Genomic DNA, 12,970 nt, shown 5'->3' with positions numbered 1-12,970 from the left:
TATTAAATTAAGTTTTCTTCAAGTCTAAATGTATCATTTTCATACTCTTTGCCACCTCTTGGACCTTTTGTGATTACTACTATTTCTGCTTTGCTAATAGCTTTTATGGCGTGAAATTCTTTAGTGTCAATTTTAACAAAATCACCCTTTTTACCAATTATTTTTTTTATTTTATTTTTGATTTTTGATACGAAGAGTATTTTTCCACTTAAAACATAATTCCATTGAATTGTTTTTTTATGGTAATGGTTGCCTCTTACTTTATTTTTATTAATTGTTATATATGTCACTGCATTAATGCATTCTTTCTCAATCAAATCGGAAATAATTCCTCTTTTATCTTTATGATTTATCTTAAGTTTTATTTTTTTCATATTTTATCAATTATTTTTACTTTTGGAATTGGTATAATAAATTTGCCACCTTTTTTTAAAAACACCTTATTATTATTGATTATTTCTTTAGCAAAATTCCAAGCTAAAATTAAGGCATAATCTGGTTTATCTTTTAAAATCTTATTATCTGCATATATGGGTATATTACCTCCAGGTGTACATTTGCCAATTTTCAAACGAGATTTTTCTGTAGCAAAATCTATGTAGTCTCTATCTAATTTACAATAATTTAATAAAGTCATTCCTTTTGCGGGTGTGCTTAATGCAACTATTTTTTTCTTCTTTAATTTTAGTTGAGTAAATAATTTTATAATGTCTAATCTGTTTTGCTTAACTCTTTCACTGAATTTTGTTAAAATCCTTAAATCATTAAGTTTTGCTTTATCTTCTTCTTTTACAATCTTATTAACAGATTTATCAACTTCATAATTTTTTATATAAGATATATATATTCTTATTGACCCTCCATGAATATCTTTTTTTTCAACATTAAATATTTCTAAATTTATTTTTTTTAAAAATTTAATTAAAGGTTTAATTGTAATATAAGACAAATGCTCATGATAAATAGTATCATACTCTAAATCGTGCAATAAATTTAAAAAATGAGGAACTTCTATTATAAATACACCTCTTTTTTTATCTAAAATTTTTTTTACATTTTTAAAAAGTTCTTTTAAATTATCAACATGTGCAAAAACATTTGTTCCCGTAATTACTCTTGCTGTTCCATGATGTTTTAAAATTTTATTACATACTTCAGTGTTAAAAAAACTATTTAGTGTTTTAATTTTTTTTTTATTTGCAATTATACAAATATTTTTTGCTGGATCAACACCCAGTACTCTTATGTTCTTTTTTTTAAATGCTCCCAATAGAACACCTACATTACTACCAATATCTATTACCAAATCATTGCTGGATAATTTAAAATTTTTTTTAACAGATATGGCAAATTCATTAAAATGTTTTAAACCAGCCTTTGTTAAAGATGACTCATAAGGGTAATCCTGTTGGTACAATATTTTTGGATCAACAACATGGGACAACTGTTTGAAACCACAATTCTTACAGTTATTAACTGCTAAGGGATAAAATATTGAAGGATTTGATGATTGTTCTTTAGTTAAAAATTGATCAGAAGGTGGATGTAAACCCAAATCAACAAATGTAATCAAGTTGTTTTTACCACATAATCTGCAAAAAGTTTTTTTCATTAAATAATTTCTTTATTAAAGCCACCTAAGGTTTTTGGCAGAAAGCTCTTTACATACCACAGCCATCTTGCAAAAAAAAAGTTAGATGAGTTATATCCATTGTTTATTTTATATCTTTTTTGAATTTTATTTAAAGAATAAACATTTGAAGCCTCAATTACATTTGATTCAGAGTAAATTAAGCTGTCACATTTTGAAAGTATTAACATTTCAAGCAAGATATCCCTGCCTAATTTATATCTGTGATTTTGTCTTGGATACACAAAATATGGGTGGAACTTATTATATCTAAAGCATTTTAAATAGTTTATCTTATAATCTTTAAATATCTTTTTAAATTTTTTGATAAACTTTTCGTCCTCAGAAGAAATAAAAATATAATTACATTTATCTTTTTTAATTATTTTTTTAGTAGCATTAATAATTTGTGTAATTGTTGGTGGAAAGGGATGTTTTGGGGCTGTACGCATATCTCCAGCTCTATAATAAACTCCAAGTACTTTTCGATTATTCTTAAAAATAAATTTAGTTAATTTGTTAAATTTTTTAAAAATAGTTGGACTTAATTTAATATATTTATTTTTTATTTTTTTTAAAATTTTACTATTTCCATAATCATGAATAAAATATTTCAAAGTTTTTTTTTCTGAATAATAAATATTTTTTTCCTTATAAATATTTTTTAGCTTAAATTTAGAAACTTTTTGAAAATAGTATTCCCATGAGTTTTTTGAATTATTTATCTTATTTATTTCATTATAATGTGTTGGAAAATTTTTCATATCAATAACTGGAATCAAATTTCTATCATCAGCAATTTTTAGATGATTTAACACATATCCAAAATTTGAAAAAAATCCCGCTCCAGGAGAAATTCTAATAATATAAAATTTAATTTTATTTTTTATTAAATTTTTTCTTTTTACATCTCTAATCTTATCTTTTTTTTCTAATTTCTTTGTAATAATCTTATTTTCTTTTACTACTAAATCTGGTGTAAAAGCTTTAAAATAATAAAATAAAAATCTATAAATTTTTTTTTTAATCATTTTTTCCTATTAATATTTTTTTTATTTGTTTAACTTTATTTTTATTCATTTTAGAATATTTTTTACAGAAAACATTAACTGCTTCTTGTGTATTTTCATTCCACCACCATTGATCAACATTTTTCCAAATGCTATTTATATGTTCTGATGCTAATTTAGGGTCGTCAAAAAAAATTTTGTTTTTTTTTAAAATATTTAAATAATACTTTGCATCTTCTCTCAACAAGTTTTCCTCAGGTTTCCAAAAAATTATAGTTGGTATGTTGCTTGCTAAAGTTTCCAAATATCCAGTTGCATTATAAGCAAATACACAGACTTTACTATCCAATAGTAAATTGGTTATTTTAGTTTCACCGTTATCAATTTTAATCTTTGAATATAATGATTTAAATCTATTAAACTCATCCCATCCGTATTTTTTAGCATGAAGTCTAATAATCAAATTATTTTTTTTAATATTTAAGTTCAATGTTGAAATAAAATTTTCACATTCATTAATGTGCTCTTTCATTTCACTAGATCTAAATCGAGTATCTAAAAGTTCATTTGAATATAACGGTTGAGTTCTAGTTACTAATAATAAGTTTACTCTTTTGCGCGATAACCTTTTTTTAATAGATAAATGGTCAATAGGTTTAATTATTCCAATAGGCTTTGATTTTTGTGAATTATCCCATCCCCAATTTAAAAAAGTATCTGAAATTTTTTTTTCATGTTTTTCATGCCAATTATATTGTAATTGCCCATACACACCTCCGTGCTGGCCATGAATTAATTTACAATTATCTTCTGTTTTAAATGCTGTATATAGGGAAGCTACTGTTTTTTGTGTTAAAGCATGTGAAGTGAATATTGCTATTGGTTTTTCTGGCCATGAAATATTTCGAGTCATTTTTTCCATCTCCTCAAAACCTTCATAAAATGTAATTGGTAAATGTTTTATTAGTATATTTTCTAAAAACTTTTCAAAGTTATTTTTAGCTTCTATTGATAAAATATTTTTTTTTCTAAATGCATTATCTTTTTGAATGTTAGGAGTTTGATGATCATAATAAAATGTGGGTATTTGATTTAACAAAAAATTAAGCTTAATTTCATCTTTGTTTCCAAGATATGTATCTATTATCAAATATTTTTGATTTTTTAAAACTTTAGAAAACAACTTTTCATATTTTCTTAATATTGAAGATCTAATATTTACTTTTTTTTGTAATAAAAATTTCCTTGCAAAAGAAAATTCATTTTGATTTTCTTTATTTTCTATAAATTTTTTGAATTCAATTTTTTTATCTACAGTTAGATTTATGTGAGTAACAATGTCTGAATATATTTTTTGATTCCACGTATCTGTATTTATTAAGTATAAAAAATCTTCAATACTTTTTGCTGTAAAATCTCTATCCAAAAAATCAATATCGTAAAATTTTTCAATATCATATTTGTTAATTGCACTTTGGATATTCTCATGTCTGTCAAAAATTATTTGAACAAAATATCCTAACCAAGGGCCTAAAAAAATTCTCCAAAATCTTACTGAATAGCTAACTTTATGATGATTGTTTAGAAAATCTTTTAATTTTAATAAAACTTTTTCATATAATTGATCTAAATATTCACAATCTTTAATTAATTTTTTTTTATCTTTCCAGTGGTACCTAATTGTATTGTTATCAATTTTTGATTCATTAGGTTTACACCATTCTCCAAGTAAAATTGTGTTTGGATAATCTTTACTAAAAATTTTTGTAGCAATTAAATTATATTTCGGATTGTACATTATTTGAAATATTATATTAACATTCCATCATCAATTTTTACGATTTTATCACAAATTTTTAAAGTTGATTCTCTGTGAGTTATAATAATGATTGTTATATCTTTTTTTAGTTTTTCAATTTCTTTCAACAATAAAGCTTCCGTACTAAAATCCAATGAATTTGTTGACTCATCTAATATTAATATTTTTGGTTTGTTGTAAAGCGCCCTAGCTATACCAAGTCTTTGTAACTCACCTCCAGAAATTTTTGATCCTTTTTCTCCTATGAGGGTATTTAATCCACTACTTTGTTTATTAACATAACCATCCAATTGAGATAAATTAATACAGTTTAATAGTTTTTCATTAGATATATTTTTTTCATCAATACCAAATGCTATGTTATTTTTTAATGTATCATCAGTTATAAATATACTTTGTGGCACATATCCAATTAAGCCTCTCCATTCTTGAATATTTTTTTCAATATCTTTTTGATCAATCTCTATAAGGCCCTCAGATGGTTTAAGTAAACCAAGCAATAAGTTGATTAAAGTACTTTTGCCTGATCCACTTTCGCCTATGATCCCAACTATTTCATTTTTATGAATTTCTAAGTTTATATTTTTTAAAGTTTTCTCTGTACGTCTTTCATATTTGAAACTAAGATTTTTAATTGATATTTTTTCCTTGAAAATGATTTTGTTTTCGAGGTTTTGATTTTCATAATCTTTGTTTATTTTTACATGTTGATCAATTAAATCATTGTAAATCATGTCTACAACTGGCATCATAAATCTTAAATTTTGTATCGATTGAATAATTCTATTGATGGAAGGCATAATTCGAAATGAAGCCACAGAATACAAGGCTAATAACGTAATAATCTTACTAAATTCATAATTGGAATATACCATTAGAGCAATAGTTGATAATAAAGTGGTTATAAACAACATTTCAAGGACAACCTTAGGTGTATTATCCAATAAATTATATTTCAAGTTATTCAGCATTGTCTTTGAATTGTGGTAATAAAATTTTTTAAAAAAAAAATCTAGTCTTCCAAAAATTCTAATTTCTTTGAATGCGCTTAATGCTTGTAGAGTATGGAGAGAAGTTCTTTTTGCATGGAACAATCTTGCTTCTCCTAGTTTTTTGACTAAAGGTGTTAGAAATTTAAACATTATTAGTGCTGTAGTAAAAAAAAATAAAAAGATAAATAAGGTAATTTTAAAGTTATATAAAAGTAAAAGGCTAATAATCCCACAAAAAATTATAATTTCACTAATTGCCAGTGTGCTCCTCAGAAGAACTCCCTGAAAAGTTCTAACTTCTTCTATATTTCTTAATAAAATTGAGCTATTTTTTTCTAAATAGTTTTCATAGGGCAAAAGTAAATATTGTTTGAGTAAGGAATTTGCCATTCTAACTTGTACATTATTAGTAAATTTATTTTGCAGCCATAGAAAATAGAATGAAACACTATTTTTAATCAAATAAACAATAAATATTATAAATATTAATACATATACCATATCTGAATAATTATAATTTTGAAATACCGTGGTTAAATTTTCACTTAACCAATCAGTTACTAATTCTTTATTTAAAATTATATTCAATAATGGAACAATTAAAGCTACACCAACAACTTCTAAAATCATTGAAAAGAAAACAATAAATAATAAAAAAATTAATTTTTTTCTTTCTTCTATATTTAATAATCGAAGTATTCTTTTTGCATAAGACATGGTTTAATATTTTTTGAGAAATTTTAAATTTTGTGTAATAAAATTAAACACTATCTCTGTGACACTTTTTTTATAGCGTACATGTGATACATAATAACTAGCTGTTTTGACTTTTTCAAACACTTAATAATCTTATCATTTATTATAATATTCCCTATACCATTTAACGAATTTTTTAATTCCTTCTTTTACATTAGTTTTTGGATTATATCCAAGCATTCTAATTTTTTGTATGTTAGAAAAAGTTTCTTGAACATCTCCTTTTTGTTTTGGTAAAAATTTTATTTTGGCTTTAGTATTAAGTTCTATTTCAAGTAATTTAATGTAAGTCATTAATTTAATTTTTTTTCCTCTACCTATGTTTAGAATTCTATAGGGTGCAGAGCTTTTTGATGTATCTAATTTTTTATTTTCAAATCTTGAATTCTTTTTTGGTATCTTTTTTAAGATACTAACTATACCTTGGATGATATCATCTATATAAGTAAAGTCTCTGGCATGTTTTCCATAATTGTAAACTTCAATATTTTTTTTGTTAAGAATATTTTTTGTAAATTTAAATAAAGCCATATCTGGTCTTCCCCATGGTCCATATACAGTAAAAAATCTTAGTCCAGTCGTTGGTAAATTAAATAAGTGGCTATAGCTATGAGCCATCAATTCATTACACTTTTTGGTTGCTGCATATATATGTGTTGGATGATTGGAGCCTCTATCTTCTTTAAATGGCATTAGTGAATCAAGACCATATACGCTGCTTGTGCTGGCATATATTAGATGTTTTATACTTTGCTTTCTACAGCATTCTAAAAGATTCAAGAAAGTGTCTATATTATTTTGTAAATAAATTTTAGGGTTTTCAATAGAATATCTAACACCGGCTTGCGCTGCTAGATTTACAACAATATCAAATTTATATTTAACAAATAATTCATCTAATTTCTTTTTATTTTGTAAATCTAGCTTAATGAATTTAAATTTATTAGTACTTAATTTTTTTAATAATGAAATTCTTTTTTTTTTAAACTTGCGTCATAATAATTATTAATATTATCCAATCCATAGACTTGGTATTTTTTTTCTAATAATGTTTTTGATAAGTGAAAACCTATAAAACCAGCCGATCCTGTAATTAAAATTTTCATTATGTTTGTTAAATGCTATAAATATTCTATACTATTTAGTAATTGGATTTAAAGTTTAAAAATATGAAACTTATTGAATGTTTTTATGAAAGTCCACACTTTAGAGGAAAACATACTTCATATTTTGAAGTTTATGAAGAGTTATTAAACAATTATATTAATAAAGAGATTACTCTTGTTGAAATTGGAGTAAATAATGGTGGCAAAAAAGCTTTGAGTATGCCTATAGCCAGCATTAATTTTTATGAGTTTATAGTAGCATTAAAAATCAAAAGAAAAACAGATTACCTATCAGATGCAATTGTGAATAATAAAAAAACACTAAATACAATAGAAAATAAATTTGCAAATAATTGACAGGATAAAATAAATGAAACTTACATATCGCCCAGAAATAGATGGTTTAAGAGCAATCGCTGTTGGTGCTGTTATTGCTTATCACGCTCAAATTACTATTTTAGGTCATCAACCTTTTAAAGGTGGATTTATTGGAGTTGATATATTTTTTGTAATCTCTGGTTATCTAATTACATCTATTATTTTAAAAGAATTAGTAACTACTGGTTCATTTTCATTTAAACATTTTTATGAAAGACGAGTAAGACGAATACTTCCAGCATTATTATTTGTAATGTTGGTATCGCTTCCTTTTGCTTGGATGTATTTGTTAACAAGTAGTTTTGTAGATTTTTCAAAATCTATTCTTTATTCACTTGGATTTAGTTCAAATTTTTATTTTCATTATTCGGGTCAACAATATGGTGCTGAAAGTGGGTTGTTAAAACCCTTTCTTCATACTTGGTCATTATCTGTTGAAGAACAATATTATATTTTATTTCCAATAGTTTTATTGATTACATTTAAATATTTTAGGAAATATCTAATTCATATTTTAATTTTAGGATTTATTATAAGTTTAGGATTGGCAGATTGGAGCAGTAGAAATCATCCTTCAATTTCTTTTTACTTTATTCATACAAGAATGTGGGAACTCATGGCAGGTTCTATATTGGCGTACTTTGAAATTACAAAGGGGCGCAGAAGTCAAAATCAAACATTAAATTTAATACTACCATTCACTGGATTAATATTAATTGGACATTCTATTTTATTCTTTAATAATAAGATGTTTCATCCTTCATTTTATACATTATCTCCCATTATAGGTGTTTGTTTAATCATTTGGTTTTCTAATAAAGATGAAATAATTACAAAAATATTATCTACAAAATTATTTGTAGGAATTGGTTTAATATCTTACTCTTTGTATCTTTGGCATTATCCAATTTTTGCCTTTGCTAGAAGGACAAATCTTGCTCAGGATAGTTTATTCAAACAATTAATACTAGCAGCAGTTATAGTAGTATTATCAATGTTATCTTACTATTTTGTTGAAAAACCTGCGAGAAATAAGAAGAACATATTTAGAGATATCATTGGTATAGTAGTTTTTTTTATTTCTATTTTACTCATCTTTAATCTTAATATTATTCAAAAAGATGGATATAAAAATAGATTAAATTTTATCTTAAAAAATTATGAACTGGATAGCAAAAGTTATTCAGAAGAAAATAAAAACTTCGAACTCAATTATAACTATGACAATTATGATGATAGAAAGAATGTATTAATTGCTGGAAATTCTCATGCTGAAGATATTTTAGAAATTTTATCAAAAACCAACTTTAAAAATAAAATTTATTTCAATTTAACATCACCAAAAATAAGAACAGGTGATTACAATTTTCAAATAAGATATTTGTATAAATTTTTAACCGAAAAAAAAGCAATTATTGGTGGTTACAAAGGTGATTTTTATAATCACTTAAAAAAACAATATGATAATGCTGATTTAATTATTTTATCAAGTGATTATTATAATACAGATATAGATATTTTAGATGATTTAATTAAAATTTTAAAAAAAGATAGTAAAAAAATTATAGTTTTTGATAATCCTTTAGTCCAGTATAATATAGCAGGATTAAATAGATTGGATTATTATGTCTATAGCAATCAAAAATTTCCTAAAAAAAATATTTTGAAAAAAATAGAAGAAGAAATGTTTTTGGATTTAAAAAATAAAAAAGAACAAAATAAAAAGATTGAATTAATAACAAAAAAAAATGATGTCTTTTTTATTAAAAGAGAAAAAATATTTTGTAATTTTGATTTAAAAAGATGTCCATCTGTAACTAAAGATGGATATAAAATATACTGGGATTATGGGCACATTACTGATAAAGGAGCAGAGTTTTTCGCTAGAATAATTGAAAAAGATGAGTTGTTTTTGAAATATTTAAACTCTATTCTCCATATATCGTCTAATTAAGTTTTCAACTATATTTGACATTTTTCTCATATCTTTATCAGCGACGACTTTAAATCTATCAATCGTATGTTTGTTAATTGTATAATTTACTCTTTTCTTATGTTGTTTGATTTTATCTGATTGTACTGACTACATTAGTATTACTCCTTGATTTCGTATTGTATTTTAAACGTAGAAGAAAATAAATTTGCAAATTATGGACAGGATAAAATAAATGATAATTTATATAGATTAAAATTCTTACAAAAAATTCTAGTATTGGGCAAAAACATTAAATTTTTTGCAAAAAAAATACTTTCTCATTTACTTAAGCTGTGTATCAAAAATGAAAATAAAAAAATGAAAGATCTTTTTAATTAATTTATCTAAATGAATTAAAGAAGCTGGTAACCTTGGTTGGCAAAAATAAAACAAAAAATCTACGAACAATATTTTTGAAAGTCTTCAAGAAATTCTTGTTTTCAAAAATATAATTAGTAAAAAGATAGTAATATGTGAAAGATATTCCCTTTAGATTACGTTTATTATCAGGAAGATAGTGAAACTTATCAAAAATAAATTTATATAGAATTTCAATAATTAGTATCTCATTTTTATCAAGTGTGTTTCTCCACCTTTTTTCTATATTTTTGTTTTCATAAAAACTTTTATGTGGTGATTTTATAAGATCTTTTTCTTGGTTGTCTTGTAAATAAGAGCTTTCACCAAACCATTTTTTTTTCATAAATGTGCTATTTAAAAGTGTTTTATTGAAGTCTATTTTTAAAAACTTACAAAGATTTTTTTGAGTTTTTTTTAAGTTATTGTGCATATCTTCATTTTTTATAACAATCATTTTTTTAGATGTTTTTTTTGCAATTAAGCTTTTATAAAATGAAATAGCATAGTTCCAATAAAATAAGGAATAATCAAACTGCAAAGGATTCATCTCTTTTTTAAAATGTTTCCTAAATCTAACGAATGCTCCCGCTAAAGCAGCACGTGGATCTCTCATTATATAAATAAATTTTGAATTAAAAGTTTTTTCATATTTAAAAGAATGCCACGGCACATGTTCTTGAATCACAATTATTTTTTTATTATTAATATTGATTTTATGTATCTTACAAAAAGCATGATGAATTCCAAAAAAAATATTTTTTTCAAAATTTTTTTTTTTATTTTTAGAATAAATTAAATATGAATATAAAGATATTTCAAATTCTTTTTTTTGTTTTAAACTAAAGATAAATTTTCTTCTTTTTGTTTGATAAATTTTTTCAAAATAGAATTGTTTAGTAATTTCTTTAGAAATTTCTTTAAATGTTATTTTTTTTATATTTTTAAATTTTTCATCTCTGAATCTCAATCTATGCAGAGATCTATAAAAGCTGAATGCGGGCATAATCAATATATCTGGATGACCATCTAAAAGACTGTGCATCCAATCAACACCGTTATGGCCAAATGTTGCCAAATTTACTACCCTTAATTTCTTTATTGAGAGATAATCTTTTTTGTTAATAGTATTTTTTTTCATTAACTTGAATATAAAGATAAATGGTTATACATAGAATAAATAAAATTAATATTTATATCATCTATGTCTAAATTAAATGTTTTGGCCGTCGTACAGGCTCGAAGTGGCTCAAAAGGTGTAAAAAATAAAAACATTTATAAACTTAATGGCCATCCACTTTTAGCTTATACTATTTATGCTGCAAAAAAATGTAAGTTTATTACAGATCTAATTGTTAGTACAGACTCTACGAACTATTCTATTATTGCTAAAAAATATGGCGCAGATGTTCCTTTTATCAGATCAAAAAAAATTTCTGGAGATAAAGTTTTTTCAGTTACATCACTTCATTATGCTGTAAAAAAAACTGAAAAAATTTTCAAAAAAAAATATGATCTTGTGATTGAACTTCCTTGTGTAAGTCCACTAAGAACACATGATGATATTTCAAACTGCATCAACCTTTTAATTAAAAACCCTACCGCAGACTCAGTTGTGAGTGTAACTTCAACTGGAGAAAAGCATCCAACTAGATTAAAAAAAATAATTAATAATTACATTCATGATATTTCTAGAGACTTTCCTGAAAAAGGACAAAACTCTAGAAGACAAGATTTAAAACCAGATTCTTTCATTAGAAACGGTGCAATATACCTAATGCATAGGGATGTTTTGATAAAAAAAAAAGTAGGGTTGGAAAAAAAATGATCGCTTATGAGATGCCTGAAAACAAATCTATAAATATAGACACAAGTGAAGATTTAGAAAATATAAAAAAGATTATATACGCGGGTAAATGTGAAAACTATCCAGAATTATTACTCAAGGGAGAGATTAAAAAAAGATTAAAAAAAAACAAACCATTGATTCTAATCACTGCCCCATTTGATTTTTTACCAAAAGAAAAAAATAAATTAGAAAATAAATTCTCTATAATTTATGGAAAAAATTTAAAGTTTAGTGAAGTATTAAATATTATAAAAAAAGAAAAATTATCGGCTTGGATTTGTAGCCCATGCCCAAAATATAAAATTGATGAACAATTACTTAAATATTCTAATACCATTAAAACTATCGCAACACCATCTACAGGTACAAATCATATTGACTTGAAATATTGTAAGAAAAATAATATAAAATGTTTTTCCTTAAAAAATAGTAAAGTTATTAAAACCATAAAAGCTTCATCAGAATTTGCATTTGCATTAATTTTAGCAACAATTAGACACATACCTCATGCCACCAAATTAACTTCTATGGGTGTTTGGAGAGATAAAGAAAATTTACTTAGATCATATGAATTTTCAAACTTGACTATTGGTATAATAGGATTTGGTAGAATTGGCTCTAATGTTGCAAAATATTCAAATTCAATGGGTTTCAAAATTTTGGCTCATGACCCATACATTAAGATTAATTCAAAATATGTAACACAAGAAACTAATTTAAAAAAATTAATTAGAAATTCAGATATAATATTATTAAGTGTTCATTTAGATGAAAAAACTAAAAACATGTTTGATGAAAAATATTTTTCAATCATGAAAAAAGATTCTTACTTTGTTAATATATCTCGAGGTGAGATAATAAATGAAAATTCCTTATTAAAATACTTAAAAAATAAAAGAATAAGAGCTGCCGCTGTTGATGTAATAAGTAATGAACAGCAAATCAATATTCGGAACAATAAACTAATTAAATATTCAATAAAAGAAAATAATCTATATATTACACCTCACATAGCAGGATTAACTTATGACTCAGAGAGAAAAGCCGCAAATCAAACCTATGAGAATTTAATTAAGTTTTATAAATTATAAATTTTAT

Annotated in this window: 10 protein-coding genes and 1 pseudogene; 4 read left to right on the top strand and 7 right to left on the bottom strand. The window is 24.1% G+C overall.

The genetic code is table 11. The features are described 5' to 3' along the window. Positions 1–2: 2 nt before the first annotated feature. The 6 genes and pseudogenes from AC5SLO_RS00740 to AC5SLO_RS00715 all read right to left on the bottom strand — a co-directional run bounded on the left by AC5SLO_RS00740 (position 3) and on the right by AC5SLO_RS00715 (position 7,313). A complete protein-coding gene (locus tag AC5SLO_RS00740) occupies positions 3–374 on the bottom strand; it encodes a polysaccharide biosynthesis C-terminal domain-containing protein (protein ID WP_494573308.1) in 372 nt (123 codons plus the stop codon). Further along, positions 371–1,612 carry a class I SAM-dependent methyltransferase gene (locus AC5SLO_RS00735; RefSeq protein WP_494573307.1) on the bottom strand — a complete coding sequence of 414 codons (1,242 nt, stop codon included), beginning with the start codon at positions 1,610–1,612 and terminating at the stop codon, positions 371–373. The genes AC5SLO_RS00740 and AC5SLO_RS00735 overlap by 4 nt, the downstream gene beginning before the upstream one ends. Continuing rightward, the gene (locus AC5SLO_RS00730; protein WP_494573306.1) at positions 1,612–2,661 is read right to left on the bottom strand and encodes an O-fucosyltransferase family protein; all 1,050 of its coding nucleotides are present in this window, start codon (positions 2,659–2,661) and stop codon (positions 1,612–1,614) included. The genes AC5SLO_RS00735 and AC5SLO_RS00730 overlap by 1 nt, the downstream gene beginning before the upstream one ends. Further along, the gene (locus tag AC5SLO_RS00725; protein ID WP_494573305.1) at positions 2,654–4,438 is read right to left on the bottom strand and encodes an LIC12162 family transferase; all 1,785 of its coding nucleotides are present in this window, start codon (positions 4,436–4,438) and stop codon (positions 2,654–2,656) included. The genes AC5SLO_RS00730 and AC5SLO_RS00725 overlap by 8 nt, the downstream gene beginning before the upstream one ends. Positions 4,439–4,449: 11 nt before the next feature. Then, positions 4,450–6,168, bottom strand: a complete 1,719-nt coding sequence (locus AC5SLO_RS00720; protein WP_494573304.1) for an ATP-binding cassette domain-containing protein — start codon at positions 6,166–6,168, stop codon at positions 4,450–4,452. 135 nt (positions 6,169–6,303) lie between these two features. After that, positions 6,304–7,313: pseudogene (locus AC5SLO_RS00715) on the bottom strand (NAD-dependent epimerase/dehydratase family protein). Between the two features lie 63 nt (positions 7,314–7,376). Between AC5SLO_RS00715 and AC5SLO_RS00710 the strand changes: the two are divergent. Both AC5SLO_RS00710 and AC5SLO_RS00705 read left to right on the top strand, forming a co-directional pair. After that, the gene (locus AC5SLO_RS00710; protein WP_494573303.1) at positions 7,377–7,670 is read left to right on the top strand and encodes a hypothetical protein; all 294 of its coding nucleotides are present in this window, start codon (positions 7,377–7,379) and stop codon (positions 7,668–7,670) included. 13 nt (positions 7,671–7,683) lie between these two features. After that, entirely contained in the window at positions 7,684–9,645 is a 1,962-nt protein-coding gene (locus AC5SLO_RS00705; protein WP_494573302.1) for an acyltransferase family protein, read from the top strand. Between the two features lie 361 nt (positions 9,646–10,006). Here the strand turns inward: AC5SLO_RS00705 and AC5SLO_RS00700 are convergent, their stop codons facing one another. Further along, the gene (locus AC5SLO_RS00700; protein ID WP_494573301.1) at positions 10,007–11,164 is read right to left on the bottom strand and encodes a sulfotransferase domain-containing protein; all 1,158 of its coding nucleotides are present in this window, start codon (positions 11,162–11,164) and stop codon (positions 10,007–10,009) included. A 63-nt stretch (positions 11,165–11,227) separates the two neighbouring features. On the opposite strand from AC5SLO_RS00700, the gene AC5SLO_RS00695 reads away from it, so the two are divergent. Then, positions 11,228–11,851 carry an acylneuraminate cytidylyltransferase family protein gene (locus AC5SLO_RS00695; RefSeq protein WP_494573300.1) on the top strand — a complete coding sequence of 208 codons (624 nt, stop codon included), beginning with the start codon at positions 11,228–11,230 and terminating at the stop codon, positions 11,849–11,851. After that, positions 11,848–12,963, top strand: a complete 1,116-nt coding sequence (locus tag AC5SLO_RS00690) for an NAD(P)-dependent oxidoreductase (protein ID WP_494573299.1) — start codon at positions 11,848–11,850, stop codon at positions 12,961–12,963. The genes AC5SLO_RS00695 and AC5SLO_RS00690 overlap by 4 nt, the downstream gene beginning before the upstream one ends. Positions 12,964–12,970 lie beyond the last annotated feature (7 nt).

The sequence above is a fragment of the Candidatus Pelagibacter sp. PS_44 genome (assembly GCF_059417735.1).
The sequence above is the reverse complement of the archived record's forward strand: the minus strand, read 5'-3'. Positions and strand labels throughout refer to the sequence as shown.